The organism is Flavobacterium sp. HBTb2-11-1 (assembly GCF_009826975.1).
Taxonomy (GTDB): Bacteria; Bacteroidota; Bacteroidia; order Flavobacteriales; family Flavobacteriaceae; genus Flavobacterium.
On sequence record NZ_WUMO01000004.1, the window covers coordinates 189,759 to 215,199 of the forward strand.

At 34.5% G+C, this 25,441-nt stretch carries 28 protein-coding genes; 6 read left to right on the forward strand and 22 right to left on the reverse strand.

Annotated elements, in window-relative coordinates; all coding sequences use genetic code 11:
* Positions 1–14: 14 nt before the first annotated feature.
* The 20 genes from trpA to GR162_RS10370 all read right to left on the reverse strand — a co-directional run bounded on the left by trpA (position 15) and on the right by GR162_RS10370 (position 17,759).
* Entirely contained in the window at positions 15–776 is a 762-nt protein-coding gene (gene trpA, locus GR162_RS10275) for a tryptophan synthase subunit alpha (RefSeq protein WP_160782071.1), read from the reverse strand.
* A 199-nt stretch (positions 777–975) separates the two neighbouring features.
* Entirely contained in the window at positions 976–1,713 is a 738-nt protein-coding gene (locus GR162_RS10280; RefSeq protein WP_160782072.1) for a carbon-nitrogen hydrolase family protein, read from the reverse strand.
* Between the two features lie 7 nt (positions 1,714–1,720).
* Entirely contained in the window at positions 1,721–2,041 is a 321-nt protein-coding gene (locus tag GR162_RS10285; protein ID WP_008468243.1) for a gamma-glutamylcyclotransferase family protein, read from the reverse strand.
* Between the two features lie 56 nt (positions 2,042–2,097).
* Positions 2,098–3,279: a tryptophan synthase subunit beta gene (gene trpB, locus GR162_RS10290; protein ID WP_111288918.1), complete on the reverse strand. Its 1,182-nt coding sequence runs from the start codon at positions 3,277–3,279 to the stop codon at positions 2,098–2,100.
* 12 nt (positions 3,280–3,291) lie between these two features.
* The gene (locus tag GR162_RS10295; protein ID WP_160782073.1) at positions 3,292–3,924 is read right to left on the reverse strand and encodes a phosphoribosylanthranilate isomerase; all 633 of its coding nucleotides are present in this window, start codon (positions 3,922–3,924) and stop codon (positions 3,292–3,294) included.
* Between the two features lie 144 nt (positions 3,925–4,068).
* Positions 4,069–4,854, reverse strand: coding sequence for an indole-3-glycerol phosphate synthase TrpC (trpC, locus tag GR162_RS10300; protein WP_160782074.1), 786 nt, complete (start codon positions 4,852–4,854; stop codon positions 4,069–4,071).
* Between the two features lie 71 nt (positions 4,855–4,925).
* Positions 4,926–5,918 carry an anthranilate phosphoribosyltransferase gene (gene trpD, locus GR162_RS10305; RefSeq protein WP_160782075.1) on the reverse strand — a complete coding sequence of 331 codons (993 nt, stop codon included), beginning with the start codon at positions 5,916–5,918 and terminating at the stop codon, positions 4,926–4,928.
* Between the two features lie 123 nt (positions 5,919–6,041).
* Positions 6,042–6,449, reverse strand: coding sequence for a GNAT family N-acetyltransferase (locus GR162_RS10310; RefSeq protein WP_160782076.1), 408 nt, complete (start codon positions 6,447–6,449; stop codon positions 6,042–6,044).
* A 79-nt stretch (positions 6,450–6,528) separates the two neighbouring features.
* On the reverse strand, positions 6,529–7,095 hold the full coding sequence (locus GR162_RS10315; protein WP_160782077.1) for an aminodeoxychorismate/anthranilate synthase component II: 567 nt from the start codon (positions 7,093–7,095) through the stop codon (positions 6,529–6,531).
* Between the two features lie 87 nt (positions 7,096–7,182).
* Complete coding sequence (locus tag GR162_RS10320) at positions 7,183–7,626, reverse strand: hypothetical protein (protein WP_160782078.1); 444 nt, start codon at positions 7,624–7,626, stop codon at positions 7,183–7,185.
* 107 nt (positions 7,627–7,733) lie between these two features.
* Entirely contained in the window at positions 7,734–9,134 is a 1,401-nt protein-coding gene (locus GR162_RS10325) for an anthranilate synthase component I family protein (RefSeq protein WP_160782079.1), read from the reverse strand.
* 300 nt (positions 9,135–9,434) lie between these two features.
* Entirely contained in the window at positions 9,435–10,715 is a 1,281-nt protein-coding gene (locus GR162_RS10330; protein ID WP_160782080.1) for a hypothetical protein, read from the reverse strand.
* Positions 10,716–10,920: 205 nt separating this feature from the next.
* Complete coding sequence (locus GR162_RS10335) at positions 10,921–11,487, reverse strand: YceI family protein (protein WP_129745283.1); 567 nt, start codon at positions 11,485–11,487, stop codon at positions 10,921–10,923.
* A gap of 37 nt (positions 11,488–11,524) precedes the next feature.
* Positions 11,525–12,157, reverse strand: coding sequence for an NAD(P)H-dependent oxidoreductase (locus GR162_RS10340; RefSeq protein WP_091133486.1), 633 nt, complete (start codon positions 12,155–12,157; stop codon positions 11,525–11,527).
* Between the two features lie 14 nt (positions 12,158–12,171).
* A complete protein-coding gene (locus tag GR162_RS10345) occupies positions 12,172–12,630 on the reverse strand; it encodes a MarR family winged helix-turn-helix transcriptional regulator (protein WP_160782081.1) in 459 nt (152 codons plus the stop codon).
* 288 nt (positions 12,631–12,918) lie between these two features.
* A complete protein-coding gene (locus tag GR162_RS10350; RefSeq protein WP_160782082.1) occupies positions 12,919–14,496 on the reverse strand; it encodes a glycerol-3-phosphate dehydrogenase/oxidase in 1,578 nt (525 codons plus the stop codon).
* 179 nt (positions 14,497–14,675) lie between these two features.
* Entirely contained in the window at positions 14,676–15,194 is a 519-nt protein-coding gene (locus tag GR162_RS10355; protein ID WP_160782083.1) for a GNAT family N-acetyltransferase, read from the reverse strand.
* A gap of 3 nt (positions 15,195–15,197) precedes the next feature.
* The gene (locus GR162_RS10360; protein ID WP_160782084.1) at positions 15,198–15,674 is read right to left on the reverse strand and encodes a DUF6691 family protein; all 477 of its coding nucleotides are present in this window, start codon (positions 15,672–15,674) and stop codon (positions 15,198–15,200) included.
* A gap of 10 nt (positions 15,675–15,684) precedes the next feature.
* A complete protein-coding gene (locus tag GR162_RS10365) occupies positions 15,685–16,254 on the reverse strand; it encodes a YeeE/YedE family protein (protein WP_160782085.1) in 570 nt (189 codons plus the stop codon).
* Positions 16,255–16,343: 89 nt separating this feature from the next.
* On the reverse strand, positions 16,344–17,759 hold the full coding sequence (locus GR162_RS10370; RefSeq protein WP_160782086.1) for a rhodanese-like domain-containing protein: 1,416 nt from the start codon (positions 17,757–17,759) through the stop codon (positions 16,344–16,346).
* Positions 17,760–17,964: 205 nt separating this feature from the next.
* Here GR162_RS10370 and GR162_RS10375 point away from each other — a divergent pair, with 205 nt between their 5' ends.
* The 5 genes from GR162_RS10375 (at position 17,965) to GR162_RS10395 (ending at position 23,017) form a co-directional block, all read left to right on the forward strand.
* Positions 17,965–18,555, forward strand: coding sequence for an HD family hydrolase (locus tag GR162_RS10375; protein WP_160782087.1), 591 nt, complete (start codon positions 17,965–17,967; stop codon positions 18,553–18,555).
* 390 nt (positions 18,556–18,945) lie between these two features.
* The gene (locus GR162_RS10380) at positions 18,946–20,292 is read left to right on the forward strand and encodes a cytochrome ubiquinol oxidase subunit I (protein ID WP_160782322.1); all 1,347 of its coding nucleotides are present in this window, start codon (positions 18,946–18,948) and stop codon (positions 20,290–20,292) included.
* A gap of 2 nt (positions 20,293–20,294) precedes the next feature.
* The gene (gene cydB / locus GR162_RS10385; protein WP_160782088.1) at positions 20,295–21,371 is read left to right on the forward strand and encodes a cytochrome d ubiquinol oxidase subunit II; all 1,077 of its coding nucleotides are present in this window, start codon (positions 20,295–20,297) and stop codon (positions 21,369–21,371) included.
* 622 nt (positions 21,372–21,993) lie between these two features.
* Positions 21,994–22,398 (forward strand): hypothetical protein, encoded by a 405-nt coding sequence (locus GR162_RS10390; protein WP_160782089.1) that lies wholly within the window; start codon positions 21,994–21,996, stop codon positions 22,396–22,398.
* Between the two features lie 232 nt (positions 22,399–22,630).
* The gene (locus GR162_RS10395; RefSeq protein WP_008468283.1) at positions 22,631–23,017 is read left to right on the forward strand and encodes a helix-turn-helix transcriptional regulator; all 387 of its coding nucleotides are present in this window, start codon (positions 22,631–22,633) and stop codon (positions 23,015–23,017) included.
* 86 nt (positions 23,018–23,103) lie between these two features.
* On the opposite strand, the gene GR162_RS10400 is transcribed toward GR162_RS10395, so the two are convergent.
* On the reverse strand, positions 23,104–23,889 hold the full coding sequence (locus GR162_RS10400; RefSeq protein WP_160782090.1) for a sulfite exporter TauE/SafE family protein: 786 nt from the start codon (positions 23,887–23,889) through the stop codon (positions 23,104–23,106).
* A gap of 185 nt (positions 23,890–24,074) precedes the next feature.
* Complete coding sequence (locus GR162_RS10405) at positions 24,075–24,701, reverse strand: Crp/Fnr family transcriptional regulator (protein ID WP_160782091.1); 627 nt, start codon at positions 24,699–24,701, stop codon at positions 24,075–24,077.
* A gap of 361 nt (positions 24,702–25,062) precedes the next feature.
* Here GR162_RS10405 and GR162_RS10410 point away from each other — a divergent pair, with 361 nt between their 5' ends.
* Positions 25,063–25,374, forward strand: coding sequence for a rhodanese-like domain-containing protein (locus GR162_RS10410; RefSeq protein ID WP_160782092.1), 312 nt, complete (start codon positions 25,063–25,065; stop codon positions 25,372–25,374).
* The last annotated feature ends 67 nt before the right edge of the window (positions 25,375–25,441 follow it).

Genomic DNA, 25,441 nt, shown 5'->3' on the forward strand with positions numbered 1-25,441 from the left:
TTTATTTTGCCAAATTATCGAATCCCTCCAACAAACTCAGCAATTTTTCCGTTTCCGTTTTCTGCTAAGTGTTTAATGAAAGCACTTCCAATAATAGCGCCTTTTGCATATTTAGTCACCTGATTGAAAGTTTCTTTATTCGAAATTCCGAAACCAACAATTTGAGGATTTTTTAAATTCAGATTAGCGATTCTTTCAAAATAACTTTCTTGTACATCACCAAATCCAGATTGAGATCCTGTAACACTTGCAGAACTTACCATATAAATAAATCCGTTTGAAACGCTGTCAATAAAACGAATTCTTTCGTCTGAAGTTTGAGGCGTAATCAAGAAAACATTGATTAATCCGTATTTTTTAAAAATAGCTTTGTATTCATCTGCGTAAACATCAACTGGAAGATCTGGAATAATTAAACCATCAATCCCGATTTCAGCACATTTTTGGCAAAAAGCTTCAACTCCGTATTGCAGCATCGGATTAAAATATCCCATAATAATCAACGGAATTTTTACGCTTTCGCGGATATTCTTCAGCTGATCAAAAAGAATTTGAGTTGTCATTCCGTTATGAAGCGCCTGTGTTGAACTCGCCTGAATTGTCGGTCCATCTGCCAAAGGGTCACTAAAAGGAAGTCCGATTTCGATTAAATCGACTCCGTTTTTTTCTAAATCCTGAATAATCTGCACAGTATCATTTAACTTCGGATATCCCGCAGAAAAATAAATAGAAAGGATCTTTTTATCTTCTTGTAATTTTTGAGTTATTCTGTTCATTTTTAATATTTTTTATCCTAACAGGTTTTCAAAACCTGTTAGGTATGTTTATGTTTTGCTTTAGCCAAAGATTAGAAGTTTATTTCACGCAGATTTAAGCTGATTCAACAGATTTATAATTTATATCTGCTTTAATCTGCAGAATCTGCGTGAAACAAAAAAAAACTTATACTAATCGGTTAATCTATGGCATTATATTTTAAAATTTTACAATTCGACTTTCCCAATCGTCACCTTGTTTTTCAACCAACAATAATCCAGAGTCAGTGTCATTCATTTGGGCAACTAATTCTCCTTTAGTATTCCAAAAAGCACTTTGACCTGCGGAAGGCGAACCCCAAGATTCTCCGCTGAAATTAGACATCAAAACATTCATATGATGTTTTTCAGCGTAATTTTGTAAATCTTTGTACGCATTCGGAATTCCGTTTGGCGAAAAGAAAATGCTCGCGATATAAATATCGGCATTATTTTTTGCAGCATTTTCAGAATGTTTCGGATGATCAATATCAGCACAAATCGCAAATGCAATATTTTGATCTTCAATCGTAACCATCGGATTGTTGTCAAATGAAGATTGGAAAAATTCATCTTCGCCTTCATGCAAAAACTGCTTTGTATAAATAGAAACCGAATCGTTGGGAGCAATAATAAATTGACCAATAAACAATCCATTTTCAATTAAAATCGGAGCGCCAGCAATAATGACAATATTATTGTCGGTTGCCAAATCTTTCAGATGATCTATTCTGTAATCATCTTCGGCAAAAGCCAATTCCATCGCATTTTCCCTTTCATATCCTGTAATTGACATTTCAGGAAAAGCAATTAGCTGAGCTCCATTTTGAGTTGCCAATTCAATAAGCTGATAATGATTTAATAAATTTGAAGCAATGTTTCCGCGCTTTGGTTTTGTCTGTGCCGCTGCTAAAATCATTTTTTAATTATTTATTTTCCGTATAAACCCAAGCAATTGTTCCAGATTTCAGTTTGACCTGAACTCTTCTATATGAATTAGATTCAAATAAATCGACTTTTGCTAAATCCGCATTAGAAACATTAAAAACTACACCATGAATATTTTCTTCGGTGTTTTCACTTGGTATTGCAACCACATAATCTGCCATTCCAAATTCTTCTTCAATCTGTAAACTTTTTAGTTTATAACCCAAGAGCTGATCTGGAGTTCCAACTAATACTTTTTTAAAAATCTGCATTTGAATTTGTTTAGATCGTAATGTTCCGTATGAGAATAACTTTTCCATAATTATATTTTTCTCGTTAATAGTTGCGATTAGAGATGTGCAAATTAATACTTTTATTACAATTTAAAGTACTCAATATAATTATCTAAATCTTTATCGCCACGACCAGAAAGACTAATCACCACAACATCTGTAGGCTTGAATTTCTTTTGATCCAAAACTGCAAAAGCGTGAGCGCTTTCTATTGCAGGAATAATCCCTTCTAATTTTGTCAATTGCAAACCAGCATTCATAGCATCATCATCGGTTACAGAGAAAAATTCGCCGCGTCCTGTTTGTGCCAGATGTGCGTGCAAAGGTCCAACTCCTGGATAATCTAAACCTGCTGAAATAGAATATGGTTCTGTAATTTGTCCGTCTGGTGTTTGCATTAAAAGTGTTTTACAGCCATGGATAACACCAACTTTTCCTAATTTGCTCGTTGCAGCACTATGACCGCTGTCAACTCCTTTTCCAGCTGCTTCAACCGCAATAATTCCAACTTCTGGCTCATGTAAAAAGTGGTAATAAGTTCCCGCAGCATTACTTCCTCCGCCGATGCAAGCCACAACATAATCAGGATTTTCGCGTCCTTCTTTTTCTTTTAATTGCCATTTGATTTCTTCTGAAATAATGCTCTGAAAACGTGTTACCATATCTGGATAAGGATGCGGACCAATGGCAGATCCGATAATATAATGTGTATCAACAGGATTATTGATCCAATCGCGGATTGCCTCGTTTGTTGCATCTTTTAAAGTTCTTGAACCTGAAAGTGCTGGACGAACTTCTGCACCTAACATTTTCATACGAGCCACATTTGGCGCCTGACGCGCAATGTCGATTTCGCCCATATACACGATGCATTCAATTCCCATTAACGCACAGACTGTTGCAGTTGCCACACCGTGCTGTCCAGCTCCAGTTTCGGCAATAATTCTTTTTTTGCCTAGACGTTTTGCCAATAAAATCTGACCAATCGTGTTATTTACTTTGTGTGCGCCGGTATGGTTTAAGTCTTCTCTTTTTAGATAAACTTTGGTATTGTATTTCTCAGACAGACGTTTTGCAAAATACAACGGACTAGGGCGCCCAACGTAATCTTTCAATAATTGATTGAACTCAGCTTTAAAATCAGGTTCATCCATTATACTTAAATACTTCTGGCGTAATTCTTCTACATTCGGATAAAGCATTTCAGGAATGTAGGCTCCTCCAAATTCTCCGTAATATCCTTTTTCGTTTACGTTAAAACTCATTTTTTTTAAAGTTTAAATGTTTACAATCTCAAATTTGCGTTTGAAATTACTTAATAGATTTTTATTTTTTAGCCCTGGTTCGATTTCAAATTTGCTGTTTACGTCTACCGCATAAATTGGCAATTTGGTTTTTGAAATTTCTTCAATGGCTTTTAATTCGTTCATTCCGATGCCTCCGCTTAAAAAGAAAGGCTTTTTCGAATTGTATTTTTTTAAGATGCTCCAGTCGAAAGTTGTTCCGTTTCCGCCAGGCAATTTTCCTTTTGTGTCAAACAGAAAATAATCGCAGACATTTTCAAAAGGCTTAATGGTTTCGAAATCAAAATTTTCATCTGCAGAAAAGACTTTGATGATTTCAATTTTCTTTGGAAGTTTTTCTTTTAAAGTCGCACAAAATTCAACCGATTCTTCTCCGTGCAATTGAATGGCTTGCAAGTTGTATTTTTGTACTTTTTCTAGAATTTCTTCCTGACTTTGATTGACAAAAACGCCCACTTTTTTGATCGTTTTTATCAATTCGGGAACATTTCCGTTACAATATCTAGCGGACTTTTCCCAGAAAATAAATCCCATATAATCGGGTAGGAGTGATCCTACTTCGAGAATGTTTTCGGGATATTTCATGCCGCATATTTTGAGTTTCATTTTTTTATTTGTTTTGCCACGAAGGCGCTAAAACACTAAGTTTTTTTTCTTTGTTTTTGTTGCAAAGGCGCTAAGACACTAAGTTTATTATTATATAAACTCCCACAAATTAAATTTGCGCCTTTTTGACTTTGTGGCAAACCTTTATTGACTTAACTTGCTAATAAATTCTGTTGCAGCCTTACCTGCGTTGTCAGTTTTCATGAAGTTTTCTCCAATCAGGAAACCTTTGTAGCCGTAAGGTTTAAGTTCTTGGATGGCTTCAATTGATGAAATGCCGCTTTCAGAAACTTTTACAAAATCATTTGGAATTTGAGATGCCAATTCTTTACTGAAATCTAAGCTAACTTCAAACGTTTTTAAGTTTCTGTTATTCACCCCAATCATATCTAAAGTCGGCATAATTGATTTTTTCAGTTCTTCCTGATTGTGAACTTCTAAAAGAACTTCTAAACCTAATTTTTTAGCAAATTCTGATAATGATTTGATTTCTTCGCGGGTTAAAACGGCTGCGATTAACAAAATCAAATCGGCTCCGTGTGCCTTTGCTTCCAAAATCTGATATTCGTCTACAATAAATTCTTTTCGCAAAAGCGGAATATTTACTGAAGCTCTTGCTAAAAGTAAATCGTCTAGAGATCCGCCGAAATATTTTCCATCGGTCAAAACTGAAATTCCGCAAGCGCCTGCATTTTCATAACCTTTTACTACTTCTTCAACAGTAAAATTATTGTTGATAATTGATTTTGAAGGCGAACGGCGTTTGTGTTCTGCAATAATTCCAGAATTGCTTTCTTTTAAATTTTGGCTAAGTGAAATGGTCTGTTTTCCAAAAAATACAGAGGCTTCTAATTGAGAAACTGGAATAATTGATTTTTTTAAAACAACTTCTCTTTTTTTGTCTATTATTATTTTATCTAAGATGTTCATTGTTGTTGTTTTTGCCACGAAGTAACAAAGGCGCAAATTTTATTAGTGCTAATCCGTGAAATTTGTGTTTTTTATTTACTTAATTCTTGCAATTTTTTTAATGCCTGATGTCCTTTTCCTGATAATAAACTTTCTTTCGCTAGTTCAAAACCTTCTTTTGGAGAACATTTTGTAACTGTTGCAATTGCCATTGCTGCATTGGCGCAAACCACATTATTCTGTGCCTCAGCCCCTTTTCCTGAAATAATGTTGGTAAAAATTTCTGCTGATTCTTCGATAGTTTTTCCACCTTCAATTTCGGTTTGCGATAAAAGATGAACGCCAAAATCTTCTGGATTTAACATTCCTTCCATGTGGTTAGAAATTGTTTTTGTCGGCCCCGTTAAGGAAATCTCATCATATCCGTCAAGCGAATGCAGGATGGTAAAATTCACATCGGTATTTTGATATAGATAAGCGTACATTCTAGCTAATTCTAAATTGAAAACGCCAACTAACTGATTTTGTGGAAATGATGGATTTACCATCGGTCCCAACATATTGAAGAAGGTTTTTACAGCCAATTCTTTTCTAATTGGCCCAACGTTTTTCATAGCTGGGTGAAATAGGGGAGCATGTAAAACGCAAACTCCAGCTTTGTCAATGCATTTTTCTAAAAAGTCAGGATCGTTGCTGAATTTTATTCCCATTTTTTCCATCACGTTGCTCGATCCAGAAATTGAGGAAACTCCGTAATTTCCATGTTTTGCAATCTTTATTCCAGCTCCGGCCGATACAAAAGAAGCTAAAGTTGAAATATTGAAAGTATCTTTTCCGTCACCGCCCGTTCCGCATAAATCGATTGTGTTATAGGCTGATAAATCGACACGAATGCATAAATCTAACAAAGCTTCGCGAAATCCCGAAAGTTCGTCAATTGTAATGCTTCGCATCATAAAAACAGTCAGAAATGCCGAAATCTGACTTGGATTATATTGACCGCTTGAAATATTAATCAATACTTGTTTTGCCTCTTCTTTAGAAAGCACTTCGTGGTTGATTAATTTGTTTAGTATAGTTTTCATTTTTTTTTAAGATTCTAAGTTGCTAAGGTTCTGAGATGCTAAGTTTTTGTTTTATTTGTTTCAAGTTTCAGGTTTCAAGTTTGGTGCGAACTTGAAACTTATAACTTGAAGCTTGAAGCCTTTTCAATGTTCATTCCCTTGATAAATCCACATAGGTTCTGTTTTTCCTGCTCTTTCAAAACCATTTTTTTTATAAAAGTCAACTGATTTTCCATCCGCAGTAAGCATTTGCATATGAAAGTGCTTGTATTTTTCTTGCATTCTGTCCAAAATCAATTTCCCAATTCCTTTTCCTTGATATTCAGGAAGCACTAATAAATGCGGATAATAAACAGTCAAGAATCCATCAGAAATTGCATTTCCTAGTCCGACGAGTTTTTTTCCTTCCCAAGCTGTTACTAATGTTTCAGAATTTAAAAGACCATTATAAAGTTCATTAGGTTTGCTGGCAGAACTCCATTCATTAGCTTTATACAAAACTAAGATATCGTCAATGTTGATTTCTCGGGTTTCTAAAATTGTTATTTCCATTTTTAAACTTTCTAAGGTTCTAAGTTTTTAACTGTGACTGTAAACTGCGATTGAACACTAAAATTCTAAACACTGATTACTAACTATTAATCCAATTCTCTAAAATCCTTTTTCCGTTTGGTGTAAGAACACTTTCTGGGTGAAACTGAACGCCTCTGACATCATAATTTTTGTGACGCAAGGACATAATCTGACCATTTTCATCAACAGAAGTTGCTTCTAAACCCTCAGGTAAATTACTGTCAACAACCCAAGAATGGTATCTTCCCACTTCAAATTCGTTTCCTAAACCTTCAAATAAAATTTCGTCTGAAACTACTGTTTTTACGTTAGTAGCCACTCCATGATACACTTTGTCAAGGTTAGAAAGTGTTCCTCCGAAAACTTCTCCGATTGCCTGTTGTCCTAAACAAACGCCAAGAATACTTTTCGTTGGGCTGTATTTTTCGATTACGGCTTTTAACAAACCTGCTTCATCTGGAATTCCAGGCCCTGGAGAAAGCAAAATTTTATCGAAAGAAGCAATTTCATCAATATCAAATTCGTCGTTTCTGTAAACGGTAACTTCGCAGTTTAAATCTTCTAAATAGTGCACTAAGTTGTAAGTGAAACTATCGTAATTGTCTATAACTAAAATCTTTTTCATTTTTTTTAAGTTGCTAAGTTGCTAAGATTCTAAGATTCTCAGTTTTCACTGGAAACTGAGACTGAGACTGGCAACTATTTTTTTTTATTATTTTTCTCGAACGTATTTTTCAATAATGATATGATCTACGCCTAATTTTTCTACTTTTTCTATACCTTTTTGAATTAAGGTGTCGTTTTGAACTTTCACCACAAATTCAAATTTATTGTCTTCCCAATCGCGGTTGTTGAAAAACTCTAAATTTTCTGTGTAAATACTATCTTTTAAAGTATATTTTCCGCCTCCGCCAAAGAACAATGCTGCTGTTGAATCTTTTCCGTGTTTTAAATCATGATTAAAAAATGCAAAATGTGTATCGTTAATAATTTTAATCATTTTTGTTTTTGGATTGAAAGTTGAAAAAGTGGAATCTTTCTCAGTTGTTTCGGCTGATATAAGACGCCAGGTTCCTTCAATCGGATTTTGTTTTTTTTCTGAATTGCAAGAAGTCAGAGTAATGATTAAAACTAAAATTGATACCGCTTTTTTCATAGTTTGTGGTTTTATGGTTTGTTTGTTAATTTGTTTCAGGTTTAAAGTTTCATGTTTTTTGGTTTCACATTCCAATAACTTGAAACATGAAACCAAAAAACATGAAACTAAATATTTTCTGCCATTTCTAGTGCTGTATTCAAGGCTCTTAATTTATTGTAAACTTCCTGCATTTCGCTTTCTTCATCAGAACTAGCTACAATTCCGGCTCCTGCTTGACAGTGCAATTGATGGTTTTTAGAAAGGAAAGTTCGAATCATAATCGCGTGGTTAAAATTCCCGTCAAAGTCCATAACACCGATTGCACCTCCGTAGAAGTTACGGTTTGTTTTCTCGCATTCTTCTATTAATTGCATTGCTCGATGTTTTGGGGCACCGCTCAAAGTTCCTGCTGGGAAAGTATCTGCAACCACTTGCATTGTGGTTGCTTTGTCGTGTAAATGTCCTGTCACTTTAGAAACTAAGTGAATTACGTGCGAGAAAAATTGCACTTCTCTGTATTTTTCTACATTTACATCATGTCCATTTCGGCTTAAATCATTTCTTGCCAAATCTACTAGCATAACATGTTCACTGTTTTCTTTTTTATCTTCAGAAAGTTCTTTTGCTAAAAGAGCATCACGTTCATCATTTCCTGTTCTTTTGAAAGTTCCAGCAATTGGGTGAATTTCAGCTTTTCTATTTTTTACGATAATTTGAGCTTCTGGTGAAGAACCGAATATTTTGAAATCGCCATAATCAAAAAAGAATAAATATGGAGAAGGGTTGATGCTTCTTAAAGCTCTATAAACATTAAATTCATCTCCTTTGAAACCTTGTGTAAATCGGCGAGAAAGAACCAATTGGAAAACATCGCCACGGTAGCAGTGCTTTTTGGCTAAAGCTACATTGGCTTTAAACTCTTCGTCGGTTAAGTTTGAGAAACCTTCGCCTTCTTTAGAAAATTTATAAGAAGCTATATTTCTTGATTGTAATAATTGCTCGATTTCTGCAATATTGTTTTTATTGTCAACGCTATGGCAGAAAATATAAGCTTCGTTTTTAAAATGGTTAATAGCAATAATATTTTGGTAAACAGCATAAAAAACATCTGGAATAGAAGTGGCGTTGTCTTTCTTTGCAATTGAAACTTTTTCGAAGTAACGAACCGCATCATAAGAAATGTATCCGAATAAACCGTTGTTGATGAATTTAAAATCGTTTTTTTCTGATTGAAACTGACTTGAAAATTCTTGGATTACCTGTGGAATATTTGTCGAAGCATCGATGGCAATTTTTTCTGAAGTTCCGTCAGGAAAAGTTTTAGAGATAACTTCATTTTCGATTTTTATAGTAGCAATCGGGTTGCAGCAGATGTAAGAGAAACTATTATCATTTCCATGGTAATCACTACTTTCAAGCAGTAAGCTATTTGGAAATTTATCTCTGATTTTGAAATAAATGCTTACTGGCGTAACCGTATCTGCCAGAATTTGTTTGTAATGTGTATTAAGAATAAAAGGTTTCAAAATATATAGTTTTTTATGTGTTGTTACTTTATTTTTCAGTTTTGATCAAAAAAAAGGGCTTGTCGTGATGACAAGCCCTTTATATTTTTATATTTCTTACAATACCATAGGAAGCTTCGTTCACGACGTCTGACGTAAATTGCTCCACCACCAAGTATTGTTTAAAATTGTTCTCATTTCTTTATTTTGATGTGACAAAGATATAAATGTAATTTTAATTAGAGTACATAAAATTTGAAAAAAATCTTTTCGAATCGGTGAAATTTGTTAAATTTTGATTCGAAGCACTTTTATAACTCCTTAATTGCCAATTGCTATCATGTTGTTTATGTTTAATCTAAAATCTGGATTTCCTTTGATGTTTGGAAGTGTAAACAGCTCGTTAAGTTTCATTTTTGTATATTCTATTCCGAATATTGGGTTTCCATAATAGCTTTTTATACCTGGAATATTGCTTCCAGATTCACTTTCAATTTCGCCTGTACAATTGTTTGCCACAACGTTTTTGAAACTAATTTTAGATAAATTGGCTTCGCCGTTTCCGATATTTCCTTCCAATAAAATAAAAGGAGAAAATCCAGAAACTACACTGTTCGTTAAGTTGAAGAAAGTATTTTCTTTAATGTAAGCAGATTCTCTAACCAAACCTTGATTGTTTTCTTCCAAATTAACCAATGTAATATTGGTTGCATTAATTTTCGTCATTTTTTTAGTCATGTCTGTATTGGCAATTTTCTCATACGAATCTACTTCAAAACATCTTGATCCTGAAATATCTGAAGAAAACGGATGGCGAATCGCAATACTATTTGATATATTAATTTGAGCCCCTTGCGTAAAATCAAAATCATCATCAGTTGTTCGGTACGAAATTAAATTGCTCAGATTCAAATCGCCACCATAACATTCAAAAGAATCGTCATTTGAATAACTGATTTGAACATGGCTGATGGCTGTTTTTCTCCCAACACCAGCAAGAGAAAGACCGTTTAATTCTTTTGAAGCACTTAATTTTCTGCCGGCATATTCAATTCTCACATATTTCATAACTCCTGAATTGTCTTCTGAATCTTGTCCTCCGTAATGATTTAAAGTTGGATCTAAATCGAAAGGCAAAGTGTGAATTCCTCCTAAAGAGTTTATCGGAGCTTTTCCTAAAATAATAATTCCGCCCCAGTCGCCTGGTTTTCTGTTGTTTATTTCATTTTCAGAGGTAAAAACAATGGGGTCAGTTTCTAGTCCTTCAGCCACTATTTTAGAACCATTTGTGATGACAAGAGTTCCGCAAGTTTTATCATCACCTCTTATAACCGTTCCAGGCTCGATCGTTAGAGTTGCATTGTTTGTAACGTACACAACACCAACTAAATGATAAATATTACGCTTTACTAATCGAGTGTCTTTATCAATTGTTCCAGCAATTATATTGGTTGCTTCTCCATAGTCGTTACCAGCAGGTTTAAAGCTTGTCCAGTTAGTCATCCAGTTTGAAGAACCAATGATTCCTTTTGGCTGTTGTTGTGCGTGTATGAAAAAGCTGATAATGAAGGTTATGCATGCAATACGTAGTTTTGTTTTCATAACTATGATTTTAATTTCTAGTTTTTGACTTTTTTAATTGTCCCAAAATTAGAAGCCGTATGTTAATCAAAGTCCTGATACTTATTACGAAAGAGTTACTATATTATTAAGAATGTTAAGTTTCTGAAAAGCTTATAAAAAATAAACCCCAACAGTTTTATACTGCTGGGGTTTATTGTATTTCTGAATTAGTAAGACTGAAATATTAGAATTTTAAAGCTACAGCCAATTCGAATTCGTCATTGATAGTTTTGTCTCCTAAACCGTCGAAGAAGCTACCTGAACCGTATTTAATATCATATTTAGTTCTGTCAACTTTGAAAGCAGTTGTAGCAGTGTTTCCTTTTACAGTGATATCAAAAGTTACAGGTTTAGTAATTCCTTTGATAGTTAAGTCTGCAGTTACAGTGTAAACGTCAGCAGATTTTGCACCGATAGTTTTGAAAACTAATTTTGAAGTTGGGAATTTGTCAGTTCCGAAGAAATCGTCAGCTTTTAAGTGACCGTTTAATTTTCCTTGGTATTCTCCAGTTAAATCTGTAGACGTTAATGAAGTCATGTCAACTGTAAAGTTACCGCCAGCTAATTTTTTTCCTTTGAAAACAAGAGCTCCTTCTTTGAAGTTTACAGTTCCTGAGTGCTCTCCAGTTACTTTTTTACCTACCCATTTAATTGTAGATGCTTTTACGTCGATTTTTTTAGTTTGAGCGTTTACTGAAATTCCAGCTGCAGCTACGAATAATGCTATTGCAATAGTTTTTAAATTTTTCATGTTTTTAAAATTAAATTTGAATTTGATTAATAAATAATTATATAGTGATAAATAATTCCTCGTGTGATTTTCTAACTTTTTTCTGGTGCTGAGATTTGTCATCATCATGTCTGTAACCTACAGTTGCAATAACTGAAGCGTTTAAACCTAATTTATCGAAGCCTAAGATTTCATTAAATTGAGCAGCATTGAAACCTTCCATTGGCGTTGCATCAATTTTTAATTCAGCGGCCGCGTTTAATAAGTTTCCTAAAGCTAAATAGGTTTGCTTTGCTGTCCAAATGTGTTTTGCGTCTTCAGATAAATTAGCGATTACATTTTTCATCATATCGCTGAATCCGCCTAAAGCTTCTGTAGGAACGCCTCTTACTTCGCTGATATTGCTGATATATTTGTCAACAGAACCTGCATCAAGGTTTAAGTCGTTTGCAAAAATGAATAGGTGAGAAGCGTCTGTAATTTGAGTTTGTCCCCAAGCTGCGCCTTTTAGTTTTTCTCTTAATTCTGGGTTTTCAACAATAACAACTTTATAAGGTTGTAATCCGTATGAAGATGCACTTAATCTAACCGCTTCTTTTAACGTATTTAAGTCTGCATCAGATATCTTTTTTGAAGCGTCAAACTGTTTAGTTGCGTATCTCCAATTTTGATTTTCTAAGAAATTGCTCATAGTTTTTTATTATTTTATTTGTTGGTTCTATATTTTTCTAATAATTGATTTAAGAAAACTAATTCTTCTGGTTTTAAATTATTTGCAAACATTTGTTCGTGTTCATCAACTTTTGGATCTAATTCTTTTAAAACATCCAATCCTTTTTGCGTAATCGAAACTTCAATTTTTCTTCGATTATCCGGACAAACATTTCGCGTCACAAAATCTTTCAATAATAATTTGTCTACCAAACGTGTTGTGTTGCTCGTTTTCGCAAGCATTCTCTCTTGTATCACGCACATATTGGCAGGTTTCCCTTTTTGTCCTCTTAATATACGCAACACATTATACTGTTCTCCAGATAGATCATACGGTTTAATCAACTCGCTGAAATGATCCTGAATCACATTTTGCGTGTACATGATATTCAGAATAACTTTTTTCGCATTATCCATCTTAACCGTACTCTTAATAACCTCTTCAATTGTCATAGTCGTAAGTGTATAATTTGTATATACAAATGTATAACTTTTAATAGTTGTATATACAAATGTTGTGTTAATTTTTTGTTAATACGTTTAAGTGAATTTGAAAGGAACGTAAAAGGTTGGTTTTCTGATGCTAAAATTAAAGTATTTTTTAAATATAATCTATTGATACATTGCGAATTAATGATTTTTTAAAGACTACAGTTCGATTGGGTTCAAAACACTTTATAACTTAGTTTTTGTAAGATAATGGTAAAGCAGAAAATCCTCAAAATCAGTTGAATTTGCCATTTATCTGAATTCTGAAAGAAGAAAACCTTTCGAAATTTGCTTAAAATTTGCCATTTCGACGTATATCCAAGCTTCATCATGACCTAATTCTTTTGCAATTACTCTTGCCGTTTTCTCCGATACTTCAATTGCAGCCCTGGCATCTAAGAATAATAAACGAACGCGCCTTGCCAAAATATCATCAACTGTTCTTGCCATTTCAAAACGAATAGCCCAAACGACTTCTGCCATTGTAAATTCATGATCAGGATGCAATTTTTCTTTCAGCTCAGGTTCACTTTCCTGCAACTCGATTATTTTTGGAATATCTGTACCATATATATAAAGGTGATTTTCTCTATCGAAAGAATTAGTAGGACGGTTTCCGTGAATAGAAAGATGTTCGGTAGCACATTCTTTCTTCTGCAATTTCCCTGTTTTGATAGCTTTATCTATAATGTCCTCAGCAATTTTTCGGTAAGTTGTCCATTTTCCTCCCGTAATAGTAATAAGACCTGTTTCAGAAACTATAATTTTATGGCTCCTAGAAACTTCTTTGGTGCTTTTGCCTTCTTCTTTCGGTGCAGCCAACGGGCGCAAACCTGCAAAAACGGATAATACATCAGCTCTGGTTGGTTTCTTGGCGAGAAAACGTTGGGCTGTTTCCAATACAAATTGAATTTCGCTCTCTAATGCAATAGGTTCTAAACTTTGTTTTTTTATTAAAGTATCAGTTGTACCAACAACAATTCGGTTATGCCACGGAACTGCAAACAAAACTCTCCCGTCTTTTGTTTTCGGAATCATTAAAGCATTTTCGCCAGGCAAAAAAGATTTATCAAGAACCAAATGAATTCCCTGACTTGGAACAATGTATTTTTTATAAACCGTATCATTTAATTTCATGATAGCGTTTGTAAAAACTCCTGTCGCATTTATTACGGCAGAACCTTTTACATCATAGCTAATTCCACTTTCCTGATCTTGAACCTGAACGCCAATAATTTGGTTTTTATCGTCTTTCAATAAATTTACAACCTTTATATAATTTAAAAGACAAGCTCCGTTTTCTATAGCTGTTTGAGCAAGATTAATTGCCAGACGAGAATCATCAAATTGACCATCATGATAAATAACGCCATTGACCAAACCTTTTTCTTCAACGTTTGGAAGCATTTCGATAGTTTTCTTTTTTGAAAGATATTTAGAACTTCCTAAACTTAAAAAGCCTGATAAAAGATCATAAATTTTTAATCCGATAGTGTAGAAATAACCGCTAAGCAAATGATAATTCGGAATTACAAACGATTGGTTTTTCACTAAATGAGCGGCGTTTTGTGCTAATAAACCTCGTTCTTTTAATGCTTCTCGAACCAAATGCACATCTCCTTGCGCTAAATATCGCACTCCGCCATGAACCAATTTGGTGCTTCGGCTAGAAGTTCCTTTTGCAAAATCAACAGCTTCAAACAAAATGGTTTTGTAACCGCGGCTTGCTGCGTCAACTGCCGTTCCGAGACCGCTTGCACCTCCGCCAATTATTATTACGTCCCATTTTTCGGTATTTCGTAGTTTGGTTAATTGCTCGGAGCGGTTCATATATGTATGGGACTTTTTATTTAAAGCAAACTTAACGAAATGAAATTAAAAATTGATGAAGAAAAAAATTATGGTTTTTATTTGTTCAGGTTTCAAGTTTCAGGTTTGATTTGCCATATCTAAAAAAATAACCCGACAGATTTTTAAAATGTCGGGTTATCAATTTATGGATTGTGTTTTTACATCAATCGTTTTTCAAATGCTTTTCTTGCAGAGCCTCTAAAATAGACTTCTCCGCAATACGTATATTTTAATCGGTCTAAAATTTTCAGCATCGGAGTATTATCGAAGTTGGTGTCTACTTTTATGCTGTAAATATTATTTTCGACAGACAAACCTTCAATGCTTTGGAATAATTTTGTTGCAATGCCTTTTCCTTTTGCCAATTTTGAAACGGCTACACGATGCACAACAGTGTAATCGCCATCAGTAAGCCATTTGCCTTCGATATTTTCGTAAGCAGGTTCTTTGTCAAAAATAATAGCCGCATAAGCCAGAATCGATTCGTTTTCTGTAAAAACATATCCGTAATCCTTTTCGATATCGCTTTTAATAGAAAGTTCGTTCGGATAACCATCTTGCCATTGTGTGCTTCCATCTAGTCGTCTTTGTTCGATAGCATCTTGCAGGATTTCCCAGATTTGAGGTATTTCTGAAAGATTTGCTTTTCTAAGAGATAGCTTTTCTGTTGTATTCATTTTTTAATGAGGCAATTTATCTTTAATCAAACCATATAGCCAAGTTCCAGCAATGGCGCTAACCAAAGTAACTACAATTACAGTTGCTCCCGTACCGATTTGAGCAAAAAGCGGACCTGGACAAGCTCCAGTAATGGCCCAACCGAAACCGAATAATAATCCGCCGTAGATTTGACCTTTATTGAAAGTTTTTGGTTGAATTTCGATTTTTTCGCCATCAAGAGTTTTGATATTGAATTTTTTAATCAATTGTACCGATATTAATCCAACTGCGACAGCGCATCCGATTACGCCATACATATGAAATGATTCGAGATTGAACATTTCCTGAATACGGAACCAGCTGATGATTTCTGCTTTTACGAATACAATTCCGAAAAAGATTCCAACGATTAAGTATTTTAAGTTTGCGAATACCGTTTCTTTTTTCTGGCTTGCGTTAATTCCTTCGCCGTCTATATTTTTATTTTCTAAACTCATTTTTGAAATTTTAAAGTGAAAGAATATAAGGTAAAATCAAAAGTGCCATTACAAAACCGCCAATCATAAAGCAGATAGTTGCTACCAATGATGGCCATTGTAAGTTTGATAATCCCATAATCGCGTGTCCGCTTGTACACCCGCCAGCGTAACGAGTTCCAAAACCTACTAAGAATCCGCCCACTACAATCATAATGAATCCGCGAAGCGTTAATAAGCTTTCCCAAGAAAATAATTGTGCAGGAACTAAACCTGTATGATCTGTGATTCCGTAGGTGGCTAATTTCTCTGATAATTCAGGAGCAATTTCCACCGGATTTGGATTCGATAAAAAATGAGCAGCAATAAAACCTCCGAAAAATATTCCAAGAACAAAGAATAGATTCCAGCTTTCTTTTTTCCAGTCGTATTTAAAAAATGAAATATTTGCAGGAATACAAGCCGCACAAATATGACGAAGCGAAGAACTAATCCCGAAAGATTTATTTCCGATAATTAATAAAATTGGAACTGTTAATCCAATCAAAGGGCCTGCAACGTACCAAGGCCAAGGTTCTTTAATGATTTCTAATAAACTCATTTTTTTTAGGTTCAAAGGTTCAAAGGGGCAGAGGTTCAAAGGAAAAAGCTTTGTCGCTTTGCACCTTTGCATCTCTGTACCTTAAAAATTTATTTTAATGTTTTACTCTGACAAACGAAATCTGATTTTGGAACATTGGTTTTCGAAATTGCTCCAAAACCGCCTTCAACTTCAGAAAAATTTCTGAAACCTCTTGCCTGAAGGATAGAAGCTGCAATCATGCTTCTATAACCGCCTGCACAATGCAAGTAAAAATGTTCATTTGGATTAATGTCTTTTACCCAGTCATTGATATAAGCCAAAGGTTTGCTGTAAGCGTCATCTATATGTTCTGCGGCGTATTCTGTTTCTTTACGGACATCAACCACTTTATCTTCTCCAAATTTAAATTCATTTGCAAATTGCTCTGCAGAGATTCTGTTTATAGTGTCAATTTCGAAACCTGCATTTTGCCAAGCCTCAAATCCGCCTTCCAAATGTCCGACAATAGTATCAAAACCAACACGGCTTAAACGAGTAACAGTTTCTTCTTCCATACCAGCTGCAGTAACCAATATAATTGGCTGTTTTACATCTGCAATTAAAGTTCCAACCCATGGAGCGAAATCACCGTTGATTCCAATATTGATAGACTGCGGAATAAATCCTTTACTAAAATCGGCAGCACTTCTTGTATCTAGAATTAAAGCACCAGTTTCTTCAGCAACAGCTTCAAAATCTTTTACATTTATAGCTCTCATTCCGTTGTGTAAAACAGTTTCAAAGCTTTCGTAACCGCCTTTGTTCATTGCCACGTTCATGCTGAAATAGGCTGGAGGAGGCAATAAACCATCGGTAACTTCTTTGATAAATTCTTTTTCGGTCATGTTAGCACGCAAAGCATAATTGGTAGCTTTTTGATTTCCTATTGTCGAAACGGTTTCTTTGCTCATGTTTTTTCCGCAAGCGCTTCCAGCACCGTGGGCAGGATAAACGATTACATCATCGGCAAGCGTCATGATTTTGTCTCTTAACGAATGAAATAAAATTCCAGCCAACTGGTCTTGTGTCATTCCAGCTGCTTTTTGAGCTAAATCTGGACGTCCAACATCTCCAATGAATAAAGTGTCTCCCGAGAAAATGGCGTGATCTTTTCCGTTTTCATCAATCAGTAAAAAAGTAGAGCTTTCCATAGTGTGGCCTGGAGTGTGCAATACTTTAATGGTTACTTTTCCAATTTTGAACTCTTGTCCGTCTTTTGCAGAAATGCAGTCAAATTCGCAAGCAGCATTTGGTCCGTAAACGATTGGCGCTCCTGTTTCTTTGCTTAAATCAACGTGTCCAGAAACGAAATCGGCGTGAAAATGCGTTTCAAAAATGTATTTCAGTTTCACTCCGTCGCGCTCTAAACGATCCAGATAAGGCTGAATTTCTCTAAGCGGATCAATAATGGCCGCTTCGCCATTTGAAGTAATATAATATGCACCTTGAGCAAGGCATCCGGTGTAAATTTGTTCTATTTTCATGATTCAGTAATAAAAATAATGGAAGACAAAGGTAGTCTTGTTTTTTAAAAAAATAGGTGACTAATGTTACAGAAATTAGGTTTTTGTGTAAAAAAATGTGGTGTTTGTCATATTCAGTTGAGATAAATTAAATTTAAAGTGGAGCAATTACGCTTTAAGCTTTAATTTTGCATATGACGAATGTCATTTCAAAACAAAAAAGAAAATGAACACACAAAACTTATTGGATCAGATTGCTTTTATAAAAGAAATTGATAAAGTAAAATACATTCAGCGCAAGACCAAATTATTCAACAGCGACCGATGCGAAAATGACGCAGAACACAGCTGGCATCTGGCTTTGATGGCAATTGTTTTGGCAGAACATTCAAATGAACCGATTGATGTTTTGAAAGTCGTAAAAATGGTTTTGATTCATGATATTGTAGAAATAGATGCTGGCGATGTATTTATTTATGATACAGTGAAAAATCATTCGAATACAGATGAAGAACGTTTGGCCGCAAATAGAATCTTTGGTTTATTGCCTAAAAAACAAGCTGAAGAATTAATTGCCATTTGGGAAGAATTTGAAGCTGGAGAAACCAACGAAGCCAAATTTGCAAAATCTATGGACAGACTTGAACCGTTATTGCAGAACACATCTAACAATGGCGGAACTTGGAAAGAGTTTGGAGTGAAATACGATAAAGTGTACGAAAAGAAAAGCGTTATTAAAGAAGGTTCAAAATCGATCTGGAATTATGCCGAAGGGTTAATTAACGAAAGTGTTGAAAAGGGGATTTTAGAAAAATAACCAATAATACCACGCAATCAAAATCAAACATAGCCTGCGGTTTCAACCGCAGGAACACAATGCATATCACAATACGTTTCCCGTGGTTGAAACCATGGATTATGTTTTTGATCATGTAAATCTATACGCAATCTTGTCATTTCGACCGAAGGGAGAAATCACACGCGGGATTCCGCAAAGAATATCGCTAATCTTTGTCGAGCCACTAGTGTGATTTCTCCCTTCGGTCGAAATGACAAACTGTACGTAACTCAAAAAACAACAAGTGTCATTTCTACCCTTTAAATTGTTGAAAAGTTTAACAAATATCAAGCGATAAACTTTTTTTAAAGGGCGTTAATTCGGGTTCTAATGGTTAAATTTGTGGAACTTCATAAACAAATTACCATTATGGAAGAAATGCTCTTTTATGATCGAATGCAATTTGCCTTCACGATTACTTTTCATTATCTCTTTCCGCAACTTACAATGGGTCTTTCGCTCATTATTGTGTACTTCAAGTGGAAATATCTAAAAACTCAAGACGAACAATACAATCACGCCACTCATTTCTGGATGAAAATCTTCGCTCTCAATTTTGCAATGGGCGTTGTAACCGGAATTCCGATGGAGTTTCAGTTTGGAACCAATTGGGCGAAATTCTCCGAATTAACGGGTGGAATCATCGGTCAGACATTGGCAATGGAAGGAATGTTTTCTTTCTTTCTAGAATCGTCTTTCCTAGGTTTATTTTTGTTTGGAGAAAAACTTCTGGGACATAAATGGCATTTTGTAACCGGATTATTAATTATGATTGGTTCTTGGGCCAGCGGATTTTTAATCATTGCCACACATTCATGGATGCAGAATCCTGTGGGTTACGAAATTCTGGAAAACGGGAAATTTGTATTGAATAATTTTCAAGCTTTATTCTTAAATCCGTGGCTTTGGCCTTCATATCTGCACAATCAAGCAGCTTCTTTAGTTACAAGTTCTTTTGTTGTGGCTGGAATTGGAGCTTTCTATATTTTAAGCAAAAAGAATGTTTCTTTCGGGAAATTGTTTTTGAAAACAGGAGTAATCTTCGGATTGATTTCGAGCATTATTGTGGCGGTTCCAACGGGAGATTTAGCTGCTAAAAATGTGGTGAAATATCAACCTGTGACTTTTGCTGCAATGGAAGGGATTTTTCATACCGAAAAGAAAGGTTCAGAGATTGTCTTAATCGGGCAGCCAGACGTAAAAGATAAAAAACTGGATAATAAAATCGCTGTTCCAAATATTTTAAGTTTCCTGACTTACGGAAATTGGGATCAGGAAATTCAAGGTTTAGATCAGTTTGAAGAAGACTTGCATCCGACCAATATTTCTGGATTGTATTATGCTTATCATATTATGGTCGGACTCGGAACTGTGTTTATCGGTTTGATGGTAATTTCTCTTTTCCAATTAATAAGAGGAAAACTTTTTGAAACCAAATGGCTTTTATGGTCGCTTATGTTTATGATGCCATTTCCGTACATCGCCAATACTACAGGCTGGTACACGGCAGAATTAGGAAGACAGCCTTGGCTGGTTTATAATTTAATGCGAACAGCATCTGGAGCTTCACCAACAGTTTCGTCAGGAAATACATTGTTTACATTGCTTGGATTTATTGGTTTATACCTTTTACTGGGAATGCTGTTTTTGCTTTTGATTGGAAAAATTATCAATAAAGGTCCGCGTCATGTGGAACTTTCAACAGAAAAAATATAAGTATGGAATTTTTTTGGTACGTAGTTTTAATGGGAATTTTGGCTGTTTATCTCGTTTTAGACGGCTATGATTTTGGTGCAGGAATTATTCATTTATTTTTTGCCGATACAGAAAGAGATAAAAAAGTAATTGTCAATTCGATTGGTCCATTTTGGGATGCCAATGAAGTTTGGCTGATTGCAGCTGGAGGCGTTTTGTTTTTTGCTTTTCCAACTTTATACGCTTCGTCTTTCAGTGGATTTTACTTGCCTTTGATTATGATTTTATGGCTCTTGATTTTTCGCGCTATCGGACTTGAAATGCGTGGGCAGATTCATAATCATATGTGGGAAGCAATTTGGGATAAAGCTTTCGGAATTGCGAGTCTGCTTTTGGCTCTTTTCTTCGGAATTGCTCTTGGAAATATCGTTCGCGGTGTCAACCTCGGAATGGTGCAAAATGGCGTTTCAACGCAAGAAGCGCATTATTTCTTTCTGCCTTTATGGAATCCAACTTTTAGTCCGCAAGCGAATGAATTGGGAATTATTGATTGGTTTACGCTTTTCTTAGGAATTGTGAGTGTTGTCGCATTGACGATTCATGGCGCAAACTGGATTATTTATAAAACAAATTCGGCGCTAAATCCGAAATTGAAAAATGTTGTTTTTAGACTGAACTTTGTGTTACTTGTTTTAGTATTTATTTCTTTGGGCATTTGGCACTTTATTGAGCCGAAACCATTTCATAATTTTGTTGAAAACCCGATTCTTTGGTTTTTTCCTTTAATGACTTTTGTTGGAATTGCGGGATTATTCAAAGTTCGTTCTTTCAAAAAAGATGGTCACGGATTTTTGTTTTCGACTTTGTTTTTAGTTGGAGGATTTGCTTCTACAGCGGTTTCGATTTTTCCAAATGTGTTGCCTTCAACCAATAAAGTAAATCCGTCATTAACGATTTATAATACTGCTGCTCACGAATACGGATTAAACGCTGGTTTAAGTTGGTTTTTTATCGCTTTATTTCTGGTGATTGTTTATTTTATAATTCAATATCGAGTTTTTAGTGGTAAAATGGATGATGTAGGGTATGGGGAGCATTGATTTTTTTATAGCCACTCCCGATAACTATCGGGATCACGAATTTTTATTTTGATTTGAATGGAATTCTGAATTTTGTAACTATGAAATACACGAATTTTAATTCCTTTAATATCAAATCAATTGCCTCCAGTTTTAACTGGAGGTTTTTTGTTGAATTTGAAATTGGGCTTTAGCCAAACTTTGCGGTTTTTGGCTAAAGCTTTTTTTGTATACATTTTTTTCCTCCAGCTAAAGCTGAAGGCAATTGATTGAAAATATTAAAAACAAAACGTCATTTTACCTGAGTCTGCGTTAGGGATAGAAGCGGTATCTCCCGATTTAGAAAAACAAGGCTTTTTTAGCCGTAGTTTTTGTTAATCGGGAATTTAGCGGATAGCCCGTTCGCCGCGGCGAAAACGCCATAATAATATTTTCTATTAATTAGCATATTTAGCAGTAAAAAACCATAAGGCAATTTTTACAAAAGATTTAATTACAACCAACAGTTATATTCTATAAGCTGTATTGCCGAAAAAAAAAGCAGTTAATGCTTAATATTGCGTATCTAAGAATTTTTTCCCCCTAAAAGAATTTTTGGATACGATTTTTACTAAAACTTAAATCTATTTTACCTACTGAATTTATGCCTTTAACAATTTTTTCCGACGAGGTTAGGTTTTGTTATAAATCTAAAAACTGGCAGTATCAATTTGATGAAATCAAAGAGCTCGGACTGCTCAAAAAAAAGAGAAAATATTTTCTAGAAAATGGCGCTTTTATAGCTGTAACAACTGTTGCGTATTATTGCATGCTGTTTTCCAATTTAATGGACTTGTATTACATTATTCCTGCGCTTTTATGCTATGCATTTATTATAATCGCCAGGTTTGGTAATAAAGACGAGTTTGTATATTTTGTTTTTGTTAAAGATATTTACCAGAATGAAATAAGAACTAAAATTGAGCCAGAAGACCGCGTGTTAATTGGCAAGCAGATCGATAGTTATTTAGATCTTCAATTTGAACGCAGTATACAAAAAACTGCTTAAGAAAAAATCAGAGATGTTTGTATTTGATATTTTCCGTTATGATACTTTTTTCATAATGGCAGCATTGATATATGGTTATTTTATTATCAAAAAAAGAAAATTAACAAAACGCTAAGTCATAGTGTTCATTATGAAGTAGCTTAACAAATACCCAAAAATAAGTATAGTTAAGTCGTTACAAATTAACGGCTGGCTGTTTTAACTATACATGATCCCAAATCAGAATAAAATTATGGCCACAACAATTAAAAGCAAGATTAAAAACATTAGAGAGTTAAAAAATTACACTCAGGAATATATGGCGGAAAGATTAGGTGTAACCCAAGCGGGCTACAGTAAAATTGAAAAAGGAAAAACTTCTTTGAGTTATGAAAAACTGGTTGAGATAGGGAAGATTTTAGATGTAAGCGTAGAGGATATAATTAGTTTTGATTACGACAAATATTTTAATAGTTTCAATAAAATAAATGGAAATAATAACGGCAGTATTTTAATTAATGCCGATAACACTTCGATTATAAAAGAACTTTATGAAGATAAAATCCAATTATTAGAAAAACTGCTTTCTAGAACCGAAATAGAATTGGAACGTTATAAAGATAAATTCGGAGAACTCTAAAAGTTTTAGTTTCATCTTTGTCAGAGCATAATGCTTTGACAAAGATTACTCTACAAGTGAAACTAAATAAATTTTTTGAATTGCTGTTAGAATAGGACTTCTTTAGCAATAATATAAAATCCCATTATGAGAACGAACCATCCGAAAAGAGGTTTTAATTTTGTGCCGTCTATTTTTTTAGAAAGTTGGCTCCCAATAAACATGCCGATTAAAGCCATGGCTGAAACGCTCATTAGAAAAGTATAATCTATAGGTGTTCCGATATATAAATCGCCTGCAAAACCTATTGACGAGTTTATGGTAATGATTAATAATGAAGTTCCAACGGCTTGTTTCATTGGAAGATTAGCGAAAAAAAGAAGGGCAGGAATAATCAGAAATCCGCCGCCAGCGCCAAGAAATCCAGTTACAATTCCGACTAAGAATCCTATTAAGCTTAGCTGCGAATAATTGGTTTCTGCTGATTTTATTTTGGGCTCATTTTTTTTAATCATTGAAATGGCCGCTGTAATCATTAAAATTGAAAAGATAATCATGATCAGAAAATCTTTTGAAACCGTATAAGAAGCGACAGAAAACAAAGTCGATGCAATTTGCGGAAAGATTACTTCGCGGATTATCAAAATAGAAACAACCGAAGGAACCGCAAAATACAAAGCTGATTTCAGTTTTAGATTTCCCATTTTATAATGGCTGTAACTTCCAAATAACGCTGTTAATCCGACAATAAATAAGGAATAAGAAGTCGCTTGATCGGGATTGACTTTAAATAAATAAACTAAAATTGGAATTGTCAGAATAGAACCACCGCCGCCAATTAAGCCAAGTGTGATTCCGATTATGATTGAGGCGAAAAATCCTAAATATTCCATTGCATTTATTTTAATGCAAAGTTGCTTCGGAAATTAGAATTCTACAGTAACATTTATCACAGAAGATTTTTTTTAGCCACGAATTCACGAATTTTATTTTTTACAATCTAAACGAAAGCAAATTAGCTAATCCGTGGAATTTAAAATAAAATTAGCGCTAATTCGTGAATTCGTGACTAAAAACTTTATTTTAATAATTCAATCTGGTTTCGGTTGAGTTTGACTAGACCACGCTGTTCCATTTTTTTGAGTAATCTGGAAACTACTTCGCGTGAAGTGTTCAATTCAGTTGCGATTTCCTGATGCGATAAATTTACTTCAGAACAGCCGCAGGCATCAGAATGTCTTTTTAAATAAAATTCTAATCTTTCATCCATCGAACGGAAGGCAATATTATCAACTACTTCGAGAACCTCTTCAAAACGACTTCGATAGGTTTCGATAACAAATTCGTACCAAGAACGGTGTTCCATCATCCATTTGTCCATCAATTGCAGCGGAATCATCATCACGGTAACATCTTCGACCACTTTTGCCATAATCTGGCTTTTTTCGCTTTTTGCCGTGCAGATCATCGATATGGCACAGGCTTGTCCAGGCTGCAGGTAATACATTAAAAACTCTCCGCCATCTTCGCCTTCGCGATAGATTTTAATTTTTCCTTTAATAATCAGAACTGTATTTTTAATGTACTGTCCGGTACGCATTAAAATGGTTCCGGCTTCAAAATCCTGAAGGCTTCCGTTTTCTTCAATCGTAGCGATAAGTTCGTTAGAGAAATTAGGAAATATGGTTTTTAATGATTGTTGCATTGTGTGTTTTTTTTTGCCACGAATTGCACGAATTGCCACTAATGAATTCGTGAGAATTGGTGCAATTTGTGGCTAATATATTTGTCAAAATCGAATTAAAAAATGTATTTGATTACAAAGATAATGGTTTGAAATGGGAATAATTGTCAGAAAACTAGATTTATGAGTAATTCTGTGTAAATGAAGAAATCCCATTTTCTATCGATTTTGTAGGCTGAATTTTTAAAAATAGTAACTAAATTTGTAATTCACTGATTATAATACTTTCTCTAAAACGTTTTCTGAGAATAATAATCGAAATCGCATTTGGTACGTTTTTTATATATAGAAACGTCGTAATTTTACAAAAACACATTTTACTATGAATTTATCACAAGAAGATTGGCTTGCTCAGTTACAGGCTGACGAAAATGCAGTTATACTTGATGTAAGAACTGAAGACGAATTTAATGACGGATACATTGAGAATGCTCTAAACATTGATATCAATAAAGGGCAGGCATTTATCTATGAAATAGAAGAATTAGACAAAAATAAAAATTATTACGTATACTGTCGTTCTGGGGCGAGAAGTGCAAAAGCATGTCAGATAATGAACGAATTAGGTATCGAAAATGCCTACAATCTGCTTGGAGGAATCCTAGATTGGGAAGGTGAAACAGTACAACCATAAAAGAAGAAGAGGCAATAAAAAAGCCTCTTTTTTCTTTTGAAAATAGAATTACCAGACCATTAAACAA

What these genes read in the sequence shown, in the direction of transcription:
- trpA (WP_160782071.1), bottom strand. Translation starts at nt 776, where the DNA reads ATGAACAGAATAACTCAAAAATTACAAGAAGATAAAAAGATCCTTTCT.
- GR162_RS10280 (WP_160782072.1), bottom strand. Translation starts at nt 1,713, where the DNA reads ATGATTTTAGCAGCGGCACAGACAAAACCAAAGCGCGGAAACATTGCT.
- GR162_RS10285 (WP_008468243.1), bottom strand. Translation starts at nt 2,041, where the DNA reads ATGGAAAAGTTATTCTCATACGGAACATTACGATCTAAACAAATTCAA.
- trpB (WP_111288918.1), bottom strand. Translation starts at nt 3,279, where the DNA reads ATGAGTTTTAACGTAAACGAAAAAGGATATTACGGAGAATTTGGAGGA.
- GR162_RS10295 (WP_160782073.1), bottom strand. Translation starts at nt 3,924, where the DNA reads ATGAAACTCAAAATATGCGGCATGAAATATCCCGAAAACATTCTCGAA.
- trpC (WP_160782074.1), bottom strand. Translation starts at nt 4,854, where the DNA reads ATGAACATCTTAGATAAAATAATAATAGACAAAAAAAGAGAAGTTGTT.
- trpD (WP_160782075.1), bottom strand. Translation starts at nt 5,918, where the DNA reads ATGAAAACTATACTAAACAAATTAATCAACCACGAAGTGCTTTCTAAA.
- GR162_RS10310 (WP_160782076.1), bottom strand. Translation starts at nt 6,449, where the DNA reads ATGGAAATAACAATTTTAGAAACCCGAGAAATCAACATTGACGATATC.
- GR162_RS10315 (WP_160782077.1), bottom strand. Translation starts at nt 7,095, where the DNA reads ATGAAAAAGATTTTAGTTATAGACAATTACGATAGTTTCACTTACAAC.
- GR162_RS10320 (WP_160782078.1), bottom strand. Translation starts at nt 7,626, where the DNA reads ATGAAAAAAGCGGTATCAATTTTAGTTTTAATCATTACTCTGACTTCT.
- GR162_RS10330 (WP_160782080.1), bottom strand. Translation starts at nt 10,715, where the DNA reads ATGAAAACAAAACTACGTATTGCATGCATAACCTTCATTATCAGCTTT.
- GR162_RS10335 (WP_129745283.1), bottom strand. Translation starts at nt 11,487, where the DNA reads ATGAAAAATTTAAAAACTATTGCAATAGCATTATTCGTAGCTGCAGCT.
- GR162_RS10340 (WP_091133486.1), bottom strand. Translation starts at nt 12,157, where the DNA reads ATGAGCAATTTCTTAGAAAATCAAAATTGGAGATACGCAACTAAACAG.
- GR162_RS10345 (WP_160782081.1), bottom strand. Translation starts at nt 12,630, where the DNA reads ATGACAATTGAAGAGGTTATTAAGAGTACGGTTAAGATGGATAATGCG.
- GR162_RS10350 (WP_160782082.1), bottom strand. Translation starts at nt 14,496, where the DNA reads ATGAACCGCTCCGAGCAATTAACCAAACTACGAAATACCGAAAAATGG.
- GR162_RS10355 (WP_160782083.1), bottom strand. Translation starts at nt 15,194, where the DNA reads ATGAATACAACAGAAAAGCTATCTCTTAGAAAAGCAAATCTTTCAGAA.
- GR162_RS10360 (WP_160782084.1), bottom strand. Translation starts at nt 15,674, where the DNA reads ATGAGTTTAGAAAATAAAAATATAGACGGCGAAGGAATTAACGCAAGC.
- GR162_RS10365 (WP_160782085.1), bottom strand. Translation starts at nt 16,254, where the DNA reads ATGAGTTTATTAGAAATCATTAAAGAACCTTGGCCTTGGTACGTTGCA.
- GR162_RS10370 (WP_160782086.1), bottom strand. Translation starts at nt 17,759, where the DNA reads ATGAAAATAGAACAAATTTACACCGGATGCCTTGCTCAAGGTGCATAT.
- GR162_RS10375 (WP_160782087.1), top strand. Translation starts at nt 17,965, where the DNA reads ATGAACACACAAAACTTATTGGATCAGATTGCTTTTATAAAAGAAATT.
- GR162_RS10380 (WP_160782322.1), top strand. Translation starts at nt 18,946, where the DNA reads ATGGAAGAAATGCTCTTTTATGATCGAATGCAATTTGCCTTCACGATT.
- cydB (WP_160782088.1), top strand. Translation starts at nt 20,295, where the DNA reads ATGGAATTTTTTTGGTACGTAGTTTTAATGGGAATTTTGGCTGTTTAT.
- GR162_RS10390 (WP_160782089.1), top strand. Translation starts at nt 21,994, where the DNA reads ATGCCTTTAACAATTTTTTCCGACGAGGTTAGGTTTTGTTATAAATCT.
- GR162_RS10395 (WP_008468283.1), top strand. Translation starts at nt 22,631, where the DNA reads ATGGCCACAACAATTAAAAGCAAGATTAAAAACATTAGAGAGTTAAAA.
- GR162_RS10400 (WP_160782090.1), bottom strand. Translation starts at nt 23,889, where the DNA reads ATGGAATATTTAGGATTTTTCGCCTCAATCATAATCGGAATCACACTT.
- GR162_RS10405 (WP_160782091.1), bottom strand. Translation starts at nt 24,701, where the DNA reads ATGCAACAATCATTAAAAACCATATTTCCTAATTTCTCTAACGAACTT.
- GR162_RS10410 (WP_160782092.1), top strand. Translation starts at nt 25,063, where the DNA reads ATGAATTTATCACAAGAAGATTGGCTTGCTCAGTTACAGGCTGACGAA.